Raw genomic sequence first — 16606 nt, 5'->3', positions numbered from 1 at the left:
GCAATCAGACATTATTTAAGAAAAAACAGTTGCTACAGCGGATTGGCAAGCTGAGGAGTAAGCACTAGAGTATGCGCGCGCAAAATGGCCTGGAACCGTTCGCACACCGTTGTCGCGTCTATTACGAGGACACCGATGCCGGTGGCGTGGTGTATTACGTCAATTATCTGAAATTCATGGAGCGTGCGCGCACGGAGCGGTTGCGCCACCTGGGCTTTTCCCAGGCGCAGCTGGCCGGAGAAAACCTCCTGTTCGTGGTCCACTCCAGCGAAGCACGCTATCACGCGCCGGCGCGCCTGGACGACGAGCTCCGGGTCACCGCGCAAGTACTTGAACTCAATCGCGCCAGTCTGCGTTTCGTACAGCAGGTCTGGCGGGAAAAGGATGAAACGCTGCTCTGCGAGGGGCAGTTCCTGGTGGCCGCCGTGCGCGCCGACACTTTCAAACCCCGGGCCATTCCCCCAGAGCTGCGTGACGCCTTCCTGGCGGACGGCACGGGTACTCAATCGAATGCAGGAGAATAAGCGTGGAAGCTAACGTCGTCGACCATACCTCCATGTGGAGTCTGGTCAGCAATGCCAGCATCGTGGTGCAGTTGGTCATGCTGGCCTTGGTGGCTGCCTCGGTCACTTCATGGATCATGATCTTCCAGCGCAGCACCATGCTGCGTGCCGGTCGTCGTGCGCTGGATGCTTTCGAGGAGCGTTTCTGGTCGGGTATCGATCTGTCCAAGCTCTATCGCCAGGCTGGCAGCAACCCCGATCCTGACTCCGGTGTTGAACAGGTCTTTCGTGCCGGTTTCAAAGAGTTCTCGCGTCTGCGCCAGCAACCTGGCGTCGACCCGGATGCAGTGATGGAAGGCGTTGGCCGTGCCATGCGCGTTGCCATCTCCCGCGAGGAAGAAAAGCTCGAGCAGAGCCTGCCGTTCCTGGCCACCGTCGGTTCCACCAGCCCGTACATCGGCCTGTTCGGTACCGTATGGGGCATCATGAACTCCTTCCGTGGCCTGGCCAGCGCCCAGCAGGCCACCTTGGCCACTGTCGCTCCTGGTATCGCCGAGGCCCTGATCGCCACCGCAATCGGCCTGTTCGCCGCAATTCCCGCGGTCATCGCCTACAACCGTTTTGCTGCCCGCAGTGAAGTGCTGATCGGCCGTTACTACACCTTCGCCGACGAGTTCCAGGCGATCCTGCACCGTAAAGTGCACACCAGCGAAGAGTAAGCAGGTAGAAGCCCATGGCCCGAGTTCGCCACAAACGCAAGCCGGTCGCCGAGATGAACGTGGTGCCCTACATCGACGTGATGCTGGTGCTGCTGGTTATCTTCATGGTGACGGCCCCCATGCTCAACCAGGGCGTGAAGGTCGACCTGCCCAAGGTTTCCAGTGAAGCCTTGCCGCAGGACAACAACGTCCAGATCCTGACCATCTCCATCAAGGCCGACAAAACCTACTACTGGAACCTCGGCAGCGAAGTCGACACCGACAAGCAGATGGACAAGGCCATGACCCTGCCGGAAATGACCAGTGCGGTGACCAAGATCATCGCCGCCGGTCGCGACCAGGGCAAACAGACCCAGGTCTTCATTCGTGGCGACAAGGCTGTCGACTACGGCGCCGTCATGGGCGCCATGGGCGGGTTGCAGAAGGCCGGTGTCGGTAACGTTGGCCTGATTACCGAGGCGCCCTGATGCAGCAGCGAGAGCCATCCGCCTCGGAAAGCTACTTCTGGCCCAGCATCTGGGCCATCGGCCTGCATGTGCTGGTGTTCGCCATGCTGTTCGTCAGCTTTGCGATGACGCCTGAGCTGCCGCCTTCCAAGCCGATCGTCCAGGCGACCCTGTACCAGCTCAAATCCAAGAGCCAGGCGACCACCCAGACCAATCAGAAGATTGCCGGGGAAGCGAAGAAAACCGCTTCGCGCCAGACCGAGGTCGAGCAGCTGGAGCAGAAGAAGGTCGAGCAGGAGGCCATAAAGGCCGCGGAACAAAAGAAAGCCGACGCCGCTCAAAAGGCCGAAGAGGCCCGCGAAGCCGCCGAGGCCAAGAAGGCCGAAGAGGCTGCCAAGGCTGCCGAGGCCAAGAAAGCCGCCGAAGCCAAGAAGGCTGAAGAAGCGAAGAAAGCCGCTGAGAAACAGCAGGCTGACATCGCCAAGAAAAAGGCAGAGGAAGAGGCCAAGAAGCAGGCCGAGGAAGAAGCCAAGAAACAAGCCGCTGAGGAGGCCAAGAAAAAGGCCGCCGAGGAGGCGAAGAAGAAAGCAGCCGAGGACGCCAAGAAGAAAGCGGCGGCCGAGGAAGCGAAGAAGAAGGCAGCTGAAGAGGCCAAGAAAAAGGCCGCGGCAGATGCCCAGAAGAAGAAGGCACAGGAAGCGGCTCGCAAGGCGGCGGAAGACAAGAAAGCCCAGGCATTGGCCGAGCTGTTGTCCGACACCACCGAGCGGCAGCAGGCCCTGGCCGACGAGCAGGGGGACCAGGTGGCCGGCGATTTCGACGACCTGATTCGTATGCGCGCGGCCGAAGGCTGGGCGCGTCCACCTTCTGCGCGCAAAGGCATGACGGTAGTCCTGCAGATCAGCATGCTGCCGGATGGCACCATTACCGGCGTCAGTGTGGCTCGCTCCAGTGGAGACGGTCCATTCGACAGTTCGGCGGTGGCAGCAGTGAAGAACATCGGTCGCTTGACCGAAATGCAGGGCTTGAAGCCGAACGAGTTCAATCCGTACCGTTCGTTCAAGATGACATTTACACCTGAGGATCTTGCGTTGTGATTAAACTCCTTCGAGGAATGCTGGTCATGCTCTGCTGCGTGGCTGGCATGGCCATGGCAGAGGAAAAGAACATCCTGGTCACCAGCGGCAGCGACAGGGCTACGCCCATCGCGGTTGTGCCGTTCGGTCTGCAGGGTGGTAGCGTGCTGCCGGAAGACATGGCCGATATCATTGGTAACGACCTGCGCAACTCTGGCTACTACGCGCCAATTCCACGGCAGAACATGATCAGCCAGCCGACCCAGGCCAGCGAAGTGATCTTCCGTGACTGGAAAGCCCTTGGTGCCCAGTACGTCATGGTTGGCAGCATCGTGCCGTCGGGCGGGCGCCTGCAGGTTCAATACGCACTGTTCAACGTCGCCACCGAGCAGCAAGTGCTGACCGGCAGCGTCGCGGGCGGTGTCGACCAGTTGCGCGACATGTCCCACTACATCGCCGACCAGTCGTTCGAGAAGCTCACCGGCATCAAGGGTGCATTCTCCACCCGCATGCTGTACGTGACCGCTGAGCGCTTCTCGGCCAACAACACCCGCTACACCCTGCAGCGTTCGGACTACGATGGTGCCCGCGCTGTGACCCTGCTGCAGTCGCGCGAGCCGATCCTGTCGCCGCGCTTCGCACCGGATGGCAAACGCATCGCCTATGTCTCGTTCGAGCAGAAGCGTCCGCGTATCTTCATCCAGCACATCGATACCGGTCGCCGCGAACAGGTCACCAACTTCGAGGGCCTGAACGGTGCACCAGCCTGGTCCCCGGATGGCACCCGCCTGGCCTTCGTACTTTCGAAGGATGGCAATCCGGACATTTATGTGATGAACGTTGCCTCGCGCCAGATCAGCCGCGTCACCGCCGGCCCGGGTATCAATACCGAACCGTTCTGGGGTAAAGATGGCAACACCCTGTACTTCACCTCCGACCGTGGCGGCAAACCGCAGATCTACAAGCAGTCGGTCAGCGGTGGTGGTGCCGAGCGCGTAACTTTCGTGGGTAACTACAACGCCAACCCGAAACTTTCGGCCGATGAAAAGACCTTGGTGATGATTCACCGTCAGCAGGGTTTCACCAACTTCAAAGTGGCTGCCCAGGATCTGCAACGTGGAAGTGTAAAGATTCTCTCCGAGACCAGTCTTGATGAGTCTCCCACTGTTGCGCCAAACGGCACCATGCTAATCTACGCCACCCGCCAGCAGGGCCGGGGAGTCTTGATGCTCGTGTCGCTTAATGGACGCGTGAGGCTCCCACTTCCTACCGCTCAAGGCGAAGTCAGAGAACCGTCCTGGTCCCCTTACCTGAACTGATTGCGGCGTAATACTTTTGCTTAACACACTGGGGTTTCATTAGGAGTTTCACGATGGAAATGCTGAAGTTTGGTAAATTTGCTGCGCTGGCTCTGGCCATGGCCGTAGCTGTAGGTTGCTCCTCGAAAGGCGGCGACAACGCTGGTGAAGGCGCTGTTGACCCGAACGCTGGCTACGGTGCCAACACTGGCGCTGTCGACGGCTCCCTGAGCGAAGAAGCCGCCCTGCGCGCAATCACCACCTTCTACTTCGAATACGACAGCTCGGATCTGAAGCCAGAAGCCATGCGCGCCCTGGACGTTCACGCCAAGGACCTGAAAGCCAACGGCAACCGCGTTGTTCTGGAAGGCAACACCGACGAGCGCGGCACCCGCGAGTACAACATGGCTCTGGGTGAGCGTCGTGCCAAGGCCGTTCAGCGCTACCTGGTTCTGCAGGGCGTTTCCCCTGCTCAACTGGAACTGGTCTCCTACGGCGAAGAGCGTCCGGTTGCCACTGGCAACGACGAGCAGTCCTGGGCTCAGAACCGTCGCGTAGAACTGCGTAAGTAAGTTCTCATGCGTATGTGCCGCCGTGTAGTAACCGTCCTCGCACTCAGCCTGCCGCTTGCGGCTTGGGCTGAGGTTCCTGTAGTAGATGACAACGCAGGTGCTTACCCACCTTCGGGTTATGGCACGAGCGGCGCCTATGCCGGGGCAGGGGCTTCGACCCCTGCCTCTGCACAGGGCCAGCTGTTCATGCAGCTGCAACAGATGCAGGATCAGATTTCCCGCCAGCAGGGCATCATCGAAGAGTTGCAGAACGATGTGGCCCGCATGAAGCAGGAAAACCTGGAGCGTTACCAGGATCTGGACCGTCGCATCAACAGTGGCGCCGCGCCAGCCGCGACCCCTGACAATTCTTCTACCGGCGGTGCACCTGGTGCCGCCGCCGGTGCTGCAGCAGGTGCCGCTGGCGCTGCTGCGCAACAACCGGCCGCCAGTAGCGAACCGGGTGATCCGGCGAAAGAGAAGCTGTATTACGATGCCGCTTTCGACCTGATCAAGCAGAAGGACTTCGACAAGGCTGCACAAGCCTTCGGCGCCTTCCTTCGCAAGTACCCCAACAGTCAGTACGCCGGCAATGCCCAGTATTGGCTGGGTGAGGTGAACTTGGCCAAGGGCGATCTGCAGGCTGCCAGCCAGGCCTTCGCCCAGGTTGGCCAGAAGTACCCCAAGCACAGCAAGGTGCCGGATTCGCTGTACAAACTGGCTGATGTCGAGCGCCGTATGGGGCATACCGACAAGGTCAAGGGCATCCTCCAGCAAGTCATCAGTCAGTACCCAGGCACATCCGCCGCGCAACTGGCCCAGCGTGACCTGCAGAAGCTCTAAGCTGAAATGCTTGAAAGAAACCCGCGCTTGTCGCGGGTTTTTTCGTTAGAATCAATGCCCTTTTTTCGTAAACACGCTGCTGCGGATAACGCCATGTCGAGTCCGCAACAGTGCCTGACGGAGGCGGACAGCCTGTTTAGCTGTCACGCCCGTGGCGATCATGCAAGACACATTACGCATCACCGAAGTCTTTTACTCTTTGCAGGGTGAAACGCGAACGGCTGGGCTGCCCACAGTATTCGTGCGCCTTACCGGTTGTCCCCTGCGTTGCCAGTACTGCGACAGTGCCTACGCCTTCAGTGGCGGCACCGTCCGCACCCTCGACGACATTCTCGAGCAGGTGGCCGGTTACAAGCCGCGTTACGTCTGTGTAACCGGTGGCGAGCCGTTGGCCCAGCCCAACGCCTTGCCGCTGCTGCAGCGGCTGTGCGATGCCGGCTACGAAGTCTCCCTCGAGACCAGCGGTGCCCTGGATATCGCCGGCACCGATACCCGCGTCAGCCGTGTAGTCGACCTCAAGACGCCCGGCTCGGAGGAGTCTCACCGAAACCGTTACGAGAACATCGAGCACCTGACCCACAATGACCAGGTCAAGTTCGTCATCTGCTCTCGCGAGGACTATGACTGGGCGGTTTCCAAGCTCATTCAGTACAACCTCGCTGAACGTGCCGGGGAAGTGTTGTTCTCACCAAGTCATCACCAGGTGAGCGCCACCGACCTTGCGGACTGGATCGTAGCCGACAACCTGCCCGTGCGCTTCCAGCTGCAGCTGCACAAGCTGCTGTGGAACGACGAACCCGGACGTTGATTGAAGGAGTAGCAGTACATGAGTGAGAAACGCGCGGTAATTCTGCTGTCCGGCGGCCTGGATTCGGCCACGGTGGTGGCCATGGCCAAGGCCGAGGGCTACAGCTGCTATACCATGAGCTTCGATTACGGCCAGCGCCACCGTGCCGAGCTTAACGCAGCCGCTCGCGTAGCGCGGGACCTGGGTGTCGTCGAACATAAGGTCATCGGCCTGAACCTTGATGGTATTGGCGGTTCGGCCCTGACCGACAGCAGCATCGATGTGCCGGAAACCCCGGGCGAGGGCATTCCGGTGACCTACGTGCCGGCTCGCAATACGGTGTTCCTGTCGCTGGCGCTGGGTTGGGCTGAAGTGCTCGAAGCGCGCGATATCTTTATTGGTGTGAACGCGGTGGACTATTCCGGCTATCCCGATTGCCGCCCTGAGTTCGTCGAAGCGTTCGAGCGCATGGCCAACCTTGCCACCAAGGCTGGTGTAGAGGGGCAGGGCTTCCGTATCCAGGCGCCACTGCAGAACATGAGCAAGGCACAGATCGTCCAGGCGGGTCTTGCTCGCGGCGTGGACTACAGCCTCACCGTGTCCTGCTACCAGGCCGACGATGACGGCCGTGCCTGTGGCAAATGCGACAGCTGCCGCCTGCGTGCCGAGGGCTTCAAGGCCGCCGGTGTACAGGACCCGACGCGATATTTTTAAAAAATTTTGCGATGGGGTGTTGATTTCCCGTTAGAAATCAGTATTATACGCGCCATCCAACGGGTCGTTAGCTCAGTTGGTAGAGCAGTTGGCTTTTAACCAATTGGTCGTAGGTTCGAATCCTACACGACCCACCATATTCACAGCGGTTCGTGAGTACAGGAAACACGGCTTCACTAAGCCATACCTGGTCATGCTGCTGTATGAGGCACCCAAGCCTCACTTAGATGTGTTGAAAAGCCCACCTTCTATGGTGGGCTTTTTCGTTCTAGCATTCATGAACGATCCGTGACCCTTTTTGGACGACGCATGCTTATCATCCGCCCCGCTGTGCCGGAAGATGCGCCACTTCTGCCCGCCATAGAAACTTCCGCCGCTCAATCCTTTCGCCTGATCGATCAGCTGAGTTGGCTGGCTGAGTCGCCTCCGATGTCCGTAGAGCGTCATCGCCAACTCATTGCACAGTCGACCTGCTGGGTTGCAATCGATGCCGAACATCGACCGCAAGGATTTCTCAGCGCTGAGCGCCACGGCAATGAACTTCACATCCATGAAGTATCGGTGGACCAATCGATGCAAGGTCAGGGTATAGGGCGGCATCTGATCGAAGCGGCGAAGGATCACGCGCGGTCACACAGACTTGGTTTCGTCACGCTTACGACATTCACGAGCGTGCCGTGGAACGCCCCCTTTTACGCCCGCCTGGGCTTTGAGGCCAAGGCCCCCAAAGACCTTGATCAGCGGCTGGCGGCGATACTGAGCGAGGAGTACAAGCACGGATTCGCGCCGGAAAGTCGCTGTGCCATGGTATGGCCGGTGGCCTGAACACGAACCTTTCAAGGCTCCTTCACTCCATTGCGGACGTTCACTGCGCGGTGCGTTTGGCGACTTTCAATCTTGAGTACGTTGCCTGCGGTAGACCGGCGCTGTTTTCGATAATCTTGAGAAACGCCTCCGTATCGTCAAGAGGAAGGCTTCTCAGGAATTCGAGGTCAAGGTTCCACCATTCGCTTTGGAGAAGTCGCTCAATGGTTTCGGCGCTGTGGCGGTATCTGATGATCTTCGCTGGGTTTCCCCCCACGATTGCGTAGGGTGGCACGTCGCGGGTCACCAAGGCTCTTGTCGCAATGATTGCCCCTGTACCGACATTCACGCCCTCCAACACGGTGGCGCCGTGCCCGATCCAAACGTCGTGTCCTACGGTGGTCCAGGATAGTTGGGGGGAGTAGGACAATGCTCCGGTCTCGTATTGAAACGGGTGTGTGCTCACCCAGTCCATTGGGTGCGTGTGTTTCTCCTGGCCGAGCGTGCAGTCAGACCCAATGGAGCAAAAGCGGCCAATTTCGGCGATCAAGGATAATTTGGTCCCGCTTCTGATGTAGGTATGCGCACCAATCGACAACGAAGGGGGCTCCACTCGGATGTGTCCTAGCTTGACACCCTCCTCGATGGATGCGCTGGCGCGGGAGGCGAAGGAATCTGGCCCCCCGGCTGCCTTGCCTCCCATTTTTCGGAATGCTTTCTTGAATTTTTTTTCTCTGAAGATTTTGAGCATGGCGCTGTTCGCATCGGGAAGGTATTGGGCGATGAGGTATCGCGCCCCATTGTCCGCAGCTTTTGCAGCGTGCTCAATCCCGTCAGTGGAAAGACGGCGTCGAAAAAAATCACGTGGGCAGATCGGCTTGCCGGTGGTCGCCCCATAGCGCGCCTTACTCCGCCCACTCCTTGTCCCCGGTAAACACCACCGTCAGCCAGCGATCCGGCCCTTCGCCGCCAATCGCATTGCCCACCTCATCGCGCAGTGCGTCCCATTCGGCAATGGTCTTGGCCCCCATGTCCGGTGGCACGATGAAGAACAGTTCGATCTCTCGCGAGCGTCCGACCTTGGCCACGTAGGCGCGGTACGACTGCAGGCCGTGAAGGGCGACGAAGTGCTTGGCCACCTCATCGACATGCAGTTTCAGGTCGCTGGGGGTGACCAGGAAGATCTCCGACAGCGCCTGGCGGATCACCGACAGTGGCAGCGGAATGATCACCAGGCAGACCAGGCCCAGCACCGCCGGGTCGATGTATGGCGACATCCATTCCCAGGCAGTGCCCTGAACGGCGTAGCCGAAGCAGAAGGCGATCAACAGGGCCGCGGTGATGCTCGCCGACATGATCCAGCCTTTGACGTCCATGCGCACGAAGTCCGAGCCGAGCTTGCGATTGGCGCGGGCTTCGATCATGGCAATGGTGACGCAGGCGATCACGGTAAGCACCGCGTAGATGATCGCGATGTCGAACTCCAGATGGCGTCCGCCTTCCAGCAGGCTGAGCACTGCGTTGATCAAAGCATAGATGGCCACGCTGCACAGCAGGATGCCGTTGAGCGCCAGCACCATCGGTTCCAGGTGCCAGAAGCCCATGGTGAAGCGCTCGCGCAGCTTGCGCGACATATGCAGGGTGGTGGTATGGGAGGTGATCAGCTTGACCACCACCAGTGACAGCCCGCTCATGCTGGCGTCGACCAGCGAATAGACGCCATCGAAGACGATCGAGAACGAGCCGGAGGCTACGCCGAACGCGATACCGATGGTGGCGATGAACAGGGTGACAGCAATAGAGGCCCGCAGCAGGCCCTGTTCGCTGGTCAGGTCGAAGAATGGGGTTTTGTTGGGTGCATCCATGGTCATGGCTCGATCAGAAAGGGCGGGTCTTGCGTTGGCCTTGTCGCCGGCTTGCCGGCGATGGGGCCTTTACAGGCTAGACGCGGAATTGTTCCATCAGTGCCTGTTGCTGGTTAGCCAGCCGGTTCAGCGCCTGGCTGATCCGCGCCGACTCGTCGGCCTGGCCCGACAGCGACTCGGTAACGTCGCGAATGCCCGCCACGTTACGGTTCACCTCCTCGGCCACGGCGCTCTGCTCCTCGGCAGCCGAGGCGATCTGCAGGTTCATGTCGCTGATCACGGCCACCGCCTCGCCGATACGCTGCAGTGCCGGTAATGCCTGTTCCATGTGCGTGGCGCTGGTCTGGGCCTGGCGCTGGCCTTCATGCATGGCGCCCACCACATCCTGGGTGCCTTGCTGCAGGCCTTCGATCACCTGGCGGATCTCTTCCACCGACACCTGGGTGCGTTGCGCCAGGCTGCGCACTTCGTCGGCCACCACCGCAAAGCCACGGCCGGCTTCGCCCGCGCGGGCCGCTTCGATGGCGGCGTTGAGGGCCAGCAGGTTGGTTTGCTCGGCAATGGCGCGGATCACCTCCAGCACCGAGCCGATCTGCTCGCTGCGGCTCTCCAGGTTGCGGGCTTCGATCATGGCCGCGTCCATGTCGGCGGCCAGCTGGTCGATGGTCTGGCGTGTGCTGGCAACGAGTTGCAGCCCTTCGCGGCTGGCCTGGTCTGCGCCCCGGGCGGCTTGGGCAGCCTGGGCCGCGTTATGGGCGACATCCTGCGCGGTGGCACTCATTTCGTTGGCGGCGGTGGCCACCTGTTCGATTTCCCTTTGCTGTTGCTGCATGCCATCGCTGGTCTGGCTGGCAATGGCGGCAGACTGGTCGGCGGTCCCGCGAGCTTCCTGCAGCGACCCTTTGACCTGGGCGATCACCGGCTGAAGCTTGTCGAGGAAACGATTGAACCAGCCAGTGAGCTGGCCCAGTTCATCCTGGCGGGCATAGTCCAGGCGCCGGGTCAGGTCGCCTTCACCGCTGGCGATGTCTTGCAGGCGTGCTGCCACGGCGAGAATCGGTCGGGTAACGCCGCGGGCGGTCAGCCATACCAGCAACAGGCCGATCACCGCGGCGCCCAGGCCGATCAGCAGGCTGGTGAGATTGGCACTTTGATTGTGCCCGTCCAGGCGCTTGTTCAGGGCTACTGCCGGGGCTTGCAGCACCGCCTCGGGCAACTCTAGCAGCACCTGCCAGGGCGCGGCATTGGGAATGGGGGCGAAGCTGCGGGCAATGCGCAGCAAGCCGTCGGCAGGGGTTTGGCTCAGAGGTTTGGACAGCTGGCTGCTGTCGCGACTGTTGCCGGCCTGCAGGCCGGCCGGGCTGACGATGCTGACCTGGCCCTGGCCATCGAACAGCTCCTTGCGGCCCGCGAGGGCCAGTTGCTGGAGGTTGTCCAAGCCGATGTCCAGGCCGATCACGCCCACCACCTTGCCGTTCTCCAGTAGGGGCAGGGCGATGCTGGTCATCAGCACCTGTCGGCCGTTGACTTCGTCGAAGTAAGGGTCCAGCACACAGGGCTTGGCGGTTTCTAGCGGGCAGGTCAGCCAGCGGTTGCTGGGGAAGCCGGCGACGCCCAGGGTGGTGTCCGCCAGCATCGACTCGGGCATGGCTTCCAGTTCCAGCGTGCCGGGGCGCGGCTGCGACCAGTACATCGAGAATCGGCCAGCGTCGTTACTGCCCTCGTTGCTGCGGGCGATGTGCTGGGTGTCCTGATTGTCCAGTGCATTGGGCTGGAACACCAGGTACAGGCCGAACAGATCCGGGTTGGCCGCCAGGGCAGCCTTGGCCTGTTGGGTGAGGGCCGGGCGCAGGTCGGCGTCGCCGCGCGCCTTGAGCACCTGCACCAGGCGGGCGAAACCATTGCCGTACTGATAGGCGTCCATGAAGTAGCGCTGGATGCGCAATGCCTGGGTCTCGGCGTGGGCTTGCAGGCGCAGGCGCGCGCTGTGGTCGAGCATTTCGGTGTTGGCCTGGTTTACCAGCGCCGCGCTGCGGCGGGCCTGGGTCAGCGAGGTCGATACCAGCAATGCAACGATAACCAGCAGGCACAGGCCGGCGAGCAGGGTGATCTTCCACTGGATAGAGAGGCGGCGCAGCGGCATGGGGCTTTCCTTTTCGATCAATGGCAACGCCCGCGATCAGGCGCGGGCGTTGTCGGGGGCAAGCGTCATTCAGCGATGTAGTTCGGTGGCGCAACCCGGAACGCCTTGGTCAGCCAGGCCAGGTGCAGCAGGCCAAGCAGCGCCCAGATACCGCCGAACATCAGCGAGTGCTCGTTCAGGTCGAGCCACAGCTTGGCGATGATGCAGAAGCCAATGGTCGGCAGGACCAGGTACTTCATCTGGTTGGCCAGCCCCTGACGGTTGCCTTCGCGCAGGTAGCAGTGGCTGATCACCGACAAGTTGACGAAGCTGAACGCGACCAGTGCGCCGAAGTTGATGATCGACGTTGCGGTGACCAGGTCGAAGAAGATCGCCGACAACGAGATCAGGCCAACCACGGCGATGTTGACCACCGGGGTCTTGTAGCGGGAGTGCAGGCGGGCGAACACACCGCTTGGAATCACGTTGTCGCGGCCCATCACGTACAGCAGGCGCGAGACGCTGGTCTGCGAGGCCAGGCCCGAGGCGATGGTGTTGATCACGGTGCAAGCGATGAAGATCGACTGGAACAGCTTGCCGCCGACGTACAGGGCGATTTCCGGCAAGGCTGCTTCCGGGTCATGGAAGCGTGCGTTGTTCGGGAAGTAAGCCTGCATGAAGTATGAAACGGTGATGAACACCACGCCGCCAATCAGTGCGGTAAGGAAGATCGCCCGAGGGATGATCTTGCCCGGCTCTTTGGTTTCCTCGGACAGGCAGGTGACCGCGTCGAAGCCCAGGAACGAGAAGCACAGGATGGTCGCACCGGCTGCCAGGGCGCTGAACTGGGTCTGGGCGTCGGTGAACGGTGTCAGGCTCCAGGTGGTGCCCACGCCTTCGCCCTGGCTCAGGCCGCGTACGCAGAGGTAGACGAACACCGACATGATTGCCAGTTGTACCACCACGAACAGCAGGTTGAAGTGTGCCACCAGGTTGATGCTGCGCATGTTGATCAGGCTGATCAGGCTGACGAAGCCAGCCACCCACATCCACTCCGGCACTTCCGGGAACATCGCCGACAGGTACAGCTTGGCCAGCAGCGCGTTGACCATTGGCAGCAGCAAGTAGTCCAGCAGCGACGACCAACCCACCAGGAAGCCAACATGCGGGTTGATCGCGCGTTGGGTGTAGGTGTAGGCCGAGCCCGACTGAGGGAAGCGTCGCACCAGGGTGCCATAGCTCACGGCGGTGAACAGCACGCCCAACAGTGCGAGGATGTAGGCGCTGGGTACATGCCCGGAGGTAATCCCTGAAACGATGCCGAACGTGTCGAAAACGGTCATTGGTGTCAGGTAGGCGAGGCCGATGATCACCACATGCCAGAGACGCAGGGACTTGCGGAACTGGTGGCTGCCGGAGGCGCTGTGGTCAGTCTGCATGCTGGCATGGCTCCTGCGGCTGGGCGTGGACGGCGTGCGCGGCGAGCTGCGCGTGCGGCAAGGGCGAGCGGGTGGGCTCCATGTTGTTCACCTTTATTGTGTGGAGCAGGAAGAGGCGCGGACGGGCGCCGGTGTCGGGTATGGCGGGTCCTGGGGCTAGGACGGTGGTGCGTGAGGATGGGTGCAAAAAGGCATGATCACGACGCGACTTTTCTTCTTTGTGGATCGGGCGCTAGCAAGGTGAGAAAAATAAAAAACGATGGGTGGGGTGGGTGTCAAGTTAAACATGACAAGATGTTACGAAAACGTCATATTTATCAGCGTAAAGCCCTATTTGTTCGCTTTGTGCGCGATTTTTTGCGGTTTTGATCATTGCATATGTTCGAAAAAATTGACGAATAGGACGTTGCCAATTCACGCGTCAGGCGTTTCCTAAAAACGCTATTTCTACCCCTTGGCCATCACCCCGGAAGGGTGTCGGTGATATTCTTCCGCTGCCACGTAGCCCTCGGCTGCGTGCACGCCCATATGGACATCAATCGGTTCTATTCATGAAGAAATCAGTAGGCATTCTTTCCGGCCTGGCCATCGCCATTGCCGTCGCAACCACCGCGGGCGCCTGGTACACCGGCAAGCAACTTCCGGCGGAGCTGGAGCGCTCCGTCAAGCAGGCCAACGTACAGCTTGAAAAAGCCCTGGTCGGCATTGGCGGTAGCATGACCGTCGAAGTGGCCTCCCTCGAGCAGCACTTTTTCAGCAGCACCGCGCACTATCGCGTCAAGGCCAAGGATATTCACCTGTCCGATGGCGAAACCCTGAGCTTCGATCTGGGTGTCACCGACCAGATCGAGCATGGCCCGTTCCCATGGTCTCGGGTGAAAGCGTTCAAGCTTGTGCCAGTGATGGCGGCCAGCAACAGTGCGCTGGACAAGGACGACTCGACCGCAGCCTGGTATGCCGCGGCAGGGGACAAGGCGCCCCTGACGTCGCACACCAGCCTCGGTTATGACGGCAGCGTCGAAGGCACCCTATTCCTGGCCCCCGTGAAGGTGACTGAGGACAATGGCTCGACCCTGGACTTCTCAGGTATGCAGTTGGCGGTCAGTAGTGACCGGGAAGGCAAGGCATCGAAGTTCCATGGCACCGCCGAGCGTTTCGAGATGAAGCTGGTGGGCGACGATCATCCGCCTGCCACGTTCGAACTGAAGGGGTTGGCTGTCGACGGCAACCTCGCCGCCACCGAACACGAAGCACTCTATGTCGGCAACTTCGATCTGTTGCTGGCCGAGGCCAAGGCGACCTTGGGGCTTAAGCAGGAAGTGCTGATGCTCAAGGGCTTCGAACAGAAAGCCGTGCAAGCGCTGGATGGCCCGGACACCATTGGTGGTCGCGTGGACTACAAGGTGCAGGACATCACCTGGGATGGCCGCGCAGTGGGCAGCGCGCAGATGGCGATAAGCCTCAAGTCGTTGAATGCCCCGGCCATGGAGGCACTGTCGAAGTGGTACCAGGCGCACCTGCCGGAATTCCAGGAGGCAGCGGAGGCTGGCCAGGCGGTGCCGGTAATCCAGATGGACGAGGCGGAAAAGGCCAAATTCCAAGGTGACCTGCAGCAGTTGCTGGCATCCAAGCCACAGGTGGCCCTGGAGAACCTGTCGTTCAAGACTGCCAATGGCGAGAGCCGTTTCAGCCTGTCGATGGACTTCGCCAAGCCCGACTCGTTCGACCTGCCGCCCGACCAGTTGGGCAAGCAGTTGGTTACCGAGGTGAAGGGCAAGCTGTCGCTGTCCAAGCCCATGATCGGAGACCTGGCTACCCTGCGGGCGCTGCTCGAGGGCCAGACGGATGCCCAGGCGATCGCCCAGCAGTCGAGCCAGGCCGGCGAAATGGTCGGCATGATGGCGCTGCAAAGCGGTATGGCGACCGTGCAAGGCACTGATGTGGTGTCGAGCCTGCACTACGCCAACGGCATGGTCGACTTCAATGGCAAGAAGATGACCGTCGAAGAGTTCGCCATGATTCTCGCGGCGCACTTCGCGTCGATGCAGCCTCAGGGCTAAACCCACTCTTTGGGGCGCTGCTGCTGGCCTTGTTGCAGGCTGCGCCGGCTCATACGGGTAACCACAGCCTTCAGGGGGTGGCACCTGTTGGAGCAGGCGCAGGCCGCAATAGGCCTGCACCGGCAACACAAAAAACCGCTTTTGAATTCCCTTGATTGTCTGTAGCCTTCGGCGTCCGATAATAATCCGCGCCCGCAGAGGGCCGTGGCGGCATGCCTGCCGTCCGGCACCGCTAGCCGATCTGCCAGGGCCGGGTGATACACTCGATATGACGCGCATGCGCGCCCGCAGGTCCAGCGATCATGACCCAGATTTCCGAACGCCTTTTGGTTCAGGCCCATCTTGACGCCAAGCAGCCCAACCCGCTGACAGCCGAGCAGGAGGCCGAATACCGTGCGGCCATCGCCGCCGAGCTCAAGGCCCAGAACGCCGTTCTGGTGGCTCACTATTACTGCGACCCGGTCATCCAGGCGCTGGCCGAAGAGACCGGTGGCTGTGTGTCCGACTCGCTGGAAATGGCGCGTTTCGGCAAGAATCACCCGGCCGAAACCGTGGTTGTCGCCGGCGTGCGCTTCATGGGCGAAACGGCCAAGATCCTCACGCCGCAAAAACGCGTGCTGATGCCGACCCTGGAAGCGACCTGCTCGCTCGACCTGGGTTGCCCGGTCGAAGAGTTCTCCGCTTTCTGCGACCAGCACCCCGAGCGCACCGTGGTGGTTTACGCCAACACCTCCGCCGCAGTGAAGGCGCGTGCCGACTGGGTGGTGACCTCCAGCTGCGCCCTTGAAATCGTCGAAAGCCTGATGGACAACGGCGAAACCATCATCTGGGGCCCGGACCAGCACTTGGGGCGGTACATCCAGAAGCAGACCGGGGCCGACATGCTGCTGTGGGACGGCGCGTGCATCGTCCATGAAGAATTCAAGTCGCGTCAGCTGGCCGATATGAAAGCGCTTTATCCGGACGCTGCCATTCTGGTTCACCCGGAGTCGCCGGAGTCGGTCATCGAGCTGGCCGATGCGGTAGGTTCCACCAGCCAGTTGATCAAGGCTGCCCAGACCCTACCGAACAAGACCTTCATCGTCGCCACCGACCGCGGCATCTTCTACAAGATGCAGCAGCTGTGCCCAGACAAAGAGTTCGTCGAAGCGCCCACCGCGGGTAACGGCGCCGCTTGCCGCAGCTGCGCACATTGCCCATGGATGGCCATGAACACCCTGGAGCGGGTGCTGGATTGCCTGCGCAAGGGCAGCAATGAAATCTTCGTGGACCCAGCGCTGGTGCCGAAGGCGATCAAGCCTTTGAATCGCATGCTGGACTTCACCCAGGCGGCGCGCCTGAAGCTTTCCGGAAATGCTTGAAACCTGATCGTCGGCAAG

16 protein-coding genes and 1 tRNA gene are annotated in these 16606 nt (G+C 60.9%); 13 read left to right on the top strand and 4 right to left on the bottom strand.

Annotated elements, in window-relative coordinates:
* The first annotated feature begins 71 nt into the window (after nt 1-71).
* The 11 genes from ybgC (at nt 72) to VXM67_RS20680 (ending at nt 7762) form a co-directional block, all read left to right on the top strand.
* Nucleotides 72-524, top strand: coding sequence for a tol-pal system-associated acyl-CoA thioesterase (gene ybgC, locus VXM67_RS20730; protein ID WP_023381910.1), 453 nt, complete (start codon nt 72-74; stop codon nt 522-524).
* A 2-nt stretch (nt 525-526) separates the two neighbouring features.
* Nucleotides 527-1222, top strand: a complete 696-nt coding sequence (gene tolQ, locus VXM67_RS20725) for a protein TolQ (RefSeq protein WP_023381909.1) — start codon at nt 527-529, stop codon at nt 1220-1222.
* Nucleotides 1223-1236: 14 nt separating this feature from the next.
* On the top strand, nt 1237-1689 hold the full coding sequence (gene tolR, locus VXM67_RS20720) for a protein TolR (protein ID WP_012315816.1): 453 nt from the start codon (nt 1237-1239) through the stop codon (nt 1687-1689).
* Complete coding sequence (gene tolA, locus VXM67_RS20715) at nt 1689-2765, top strand: cell envelope integrity protein TolA (RefSeq protein WP_023381908.1); 1077 nt, start codon at nt 1689-1691, stop codon at nt 2763-2765. The genes tolR and tolA overlap by 1 nt, the downstream gene beginning before the upstream one ends.
* A gap of 17 nt (nt 2766-2782) precedes the next feature.
* Nucleotides 2783-4063 carry a Tol-Pal system beta propeller repeat protein TolB gene (tolB, locus tag VXM67_RS20710; protein ID WP_177325266.1) on the top strand — a complete coding sequence of 427 codons (1281 nt, stop codon included), beginning with the start codon at nt 2783-2785 and terminating at the stop codon, nt 4061-4063.
* Nucleotides 4064-4116: 53 nt separating this feature from the next.
* Entirely contained in the window at nt 4117-4614 is a 498-nt protein-coding gene (gene pal / locus VXM67_RS20705; protein ID WP_023381906.1) for a peptidoglycan-associated lipoprotein Pal, read from the top strand.
* Nucleotides 4615-4620: 6 nt separating this feature from the next.
* A complete protein-coding gene (gene ybgF / locus VXM67_RS20700; protein ID WP_027907403.1) occupies nt 4621-5436 on the top strand; it encodes a tol-pal system protein YbgF in 816 nt (271 codons plus the stop codon).
* A 160-nt stretch (nt 5437-5596) separates the two neighbouring features.
* Nucleotides 5597-6244 (top strand): 7-carboxy-7-deazaguanine synthase QueE, encoded by a 648-nt coding sequence (queE, locus tag VXM67_RS20695; protein ID WP_023381895.1) that lies wholly within the window; start codon nt 5597-5599, stop codon nt 6242-6244.
* Nucleotides 6245-6262: 18 nt separating this feature from the next.
* Nucleotides 6263-6937: a 7-cyano-7-deazaguanine synthase QueC gene (queC, locus tag VXM67_RS20690; protein WP_023381894.1), complete on the top strand. Its 675-nt coding sequence runs from the start codon at nt 6263-6265 to the stop codon at nt 6935-6937.
* A gap of 61 nt (nt 6938-6998) precedes the next feature.
* Nucleotides 6999-7074: transfer RNA gene (locus tag VXM67_RS20685), tRNA-Lys, on the top strand.
* A 172-nt stretch (nt 7075-7246) separates the two neighbouring features.
* Nucleotides 7247-7762 carry a GNAT family N-acetyltransferase gene (locus VXM67_RS20680; protein WP_049818777.1) on the top strand — a complete coding sequence of 172 codons (516 nt, stop codon included), beginning with the start codon at nt 7247-7249 and terminating at the stop codon, nt 7760-7762.
* A gap of 40 nt (nt 7763-7802) precedes the next feature.
* Here the strand turns inward: VXM67_RS20680 and VXM67_RS20675 are convergent, their stop codons facing one another.
* The 4 genes from VXM67_RS20675 to VXM67_RS20660 all read right to left on the bottom strand — a co-directional run bounded on the left by VXM67_RS20675 (nt 7803) and on the right by VXM67_RS20660 (nt 13167).
* Complete coding sequence (locus tag VXM67_RS20675; RefSeq protein WP_023381885.1) at nt 7803-8492, bottom strand: CatB-related O-acetyltransferase; 690 nt, start codon at nt 8490-8492, stop codon at nt 7803-7805.
* Between the two features lie 154 nt (nt 8493-8646).
* The gene (locus VXM67_RS20670; protein WP_023381884.1) at nt 8647-9606 is read right to left on the bottom strand and encodes a cation transporter; all 960 of its coding nucleotides are present in this window, start codon (nt 9604-9606) and stop codon (nt 8647-8649) included.
* A 76-nt stretch (nt 9607-9682) separates the two neighbouring features.
* Nucleotides 9683-11749 (bottom strand): methyl-accepting chemotaxis protein, encoded by a 2067-nt coding sequence (locus VXM67_RS20665; RefSeq protein ID WP_027907406.1) that lies wholly within the window; start codon nt 11747-11749, stop codon nt 9683-9685.
* Between the two features lie 65 nt (nt 11750-11814).
* Nucleotides 11815-13167, bottom strand: coding sequence for an APC family permease (locus VXM67_RS20660; RefSeq protein ID WP_023381882.1), 1353 nt, complete (start codon nt 13165-13167; stop codon nt 11815-11817).
* A 551-nt stretch (nt 13168-13718) separates the two neighbouring features.
* Here VXM67_RS20660 and VXM67_RS20655 point away from each other — a divergent pair.
* Nucleotides 13719-15227, top strand: coding sequence for a YdgA family protein (locus VXM67_RS20655; RefSeq protein WP_027907407.1), 1509 nt, complete (start codon nt 13719-13721; stop codon nt 15225-15227).
* A 302-nt stretch (nt 15228-15529) separates the two neighbouring features.
* Nucleotides 15530-16588 carry a quinolinate synthase NadA gene (gene nadA, locus VXM67_RS20650; protein WP_023381880.1) on the top strand — a complete coding sequence of 353 codons (1059 nt, stop codon included), beginning with the start codon at nt 15530-15532 and terminating at the stop codon, nt 16586-16588.
* The last annotated feature ends 18 nt before the right edge of the window (nt 16589-16606 follow it).

Origin of the sequence: Pseudomonas sp. Rh2, assembly GCF_040762985.1 — a bacterium.
In the GTDB taxonomy this organism is placed as follows: Bacteria; Pseudomonadota; Gammaproteobacteria; order Pseudomonadales; family Pseudomonadaceae; genus Aquipseudomonas; species Aquipseudomonas taiwanensis.
The sequence above is the reverse complement of the archived record's forward strand: the minus strand, read 5'-3'. Positions and strand labels throughout refer to the sequence as shown.

Bases quoted from the DNA above. Each gene is read 5' to 3' on its own strand.
- VXM67_RS20660 (WP_023381882.1), bottom strand. From the start codon at position 13,167: ATGCAGACTGACCACAGCGCCTCCGGCAGCCACCAGTTCCGCAAGTCC.
- ybgF (WP_027907403.1), top strand. From the start codon at position 4,621: ATGCGTATGTGCCGCCGTGTAGTAACCGTCCTCGCACTCAGCCTGCCG.
- VXM67_RS20670 (WP_023381884.1), bottom strand. From the start codon at position 9,606: ATGGATGCACCCAACAAAACCCCATTCTTCGACCTGACCAGCGAACAG.
- VXM67_RS20665 (WP_027907406.1), bottom strand. From the start codon at position 11,749: ATGCCGCTGCGCCGCCTCTCTATCCAGTGGAAGATCACCCTGCTCGCC.
- nadA (WP_023381880.1), top strand. From the start codon at position 15,530: ATGACCCAGATTTCCGAACGCCTTTTGGTTCAGGCCCATCTTGACGCC.
- queC (WP_023381894.1), top strand. From the start codon at position 6,263: ATGAGTGAGAAACGCGCGGTAATTCTGCTGTCCGGCGGCCTGGATTCG.
- pal (WP_023381906.1), top strand. From the start codon at position 4,117: ATGGAAATGCTGAAGTTTGGTAAATTTGCTGCGCTGGCTCTGGCCATG.
- VXM67_RS20680 (WP_049818777.1), top strand. From the start codon at position 7,247: ATGCTTATCATCCGCCCCGCTGTGCCGGAAGATGCGCCACTTCTGCCC.
- tolB (WP_177325266.1), top strand. From the start codon at position 2,783: ATGCTGGTCATGCTCTGCTGCGTGGCTGGCATGGCCATGGCAGAGGAA.
- tolA (WP_023381908.1), top strand. From the start codon at position 1,689: ATGCAGCAGCGAGAGCCATCCGCCTCGGAAAGCTACTTCTGGCCCAGC.
- tolR (WP_012315816.1), top strand. From the start codon at position 1,237: ATGGCCCGAGTTCGCCACAAACGCAAGCCGGTCGCCGAGATGAACGTG.
- ybgC (WP_023381910.1), top strand. From the start codon at position 72: ATGCGCGCGCAAAATGGCCTGGAACCGTTCGCACACCGTTGTCGCGTC.
- queE (WP_023381895.1), top strand. From the start codon at position 5,597: ATGCAAGACACATTACGCATCACCGAAGTCTTTTACTCTTTGCAGGGT.
- VXM67_RS20675 (WP_023381885.1), bottom strand. From the start codon at position 8,492: ATGCTCAAAATCTTCAGAGAAAAAAAATTCAAGAAAGCATTCCGAAAA.
- VXM67_RS20655 (WP_027907407.1), top strand. From the start codon at position 13,719: ATGAAGAAATCAGTAGGCATTCTTTCCGGCCTGGCCATCGCCATTGCC.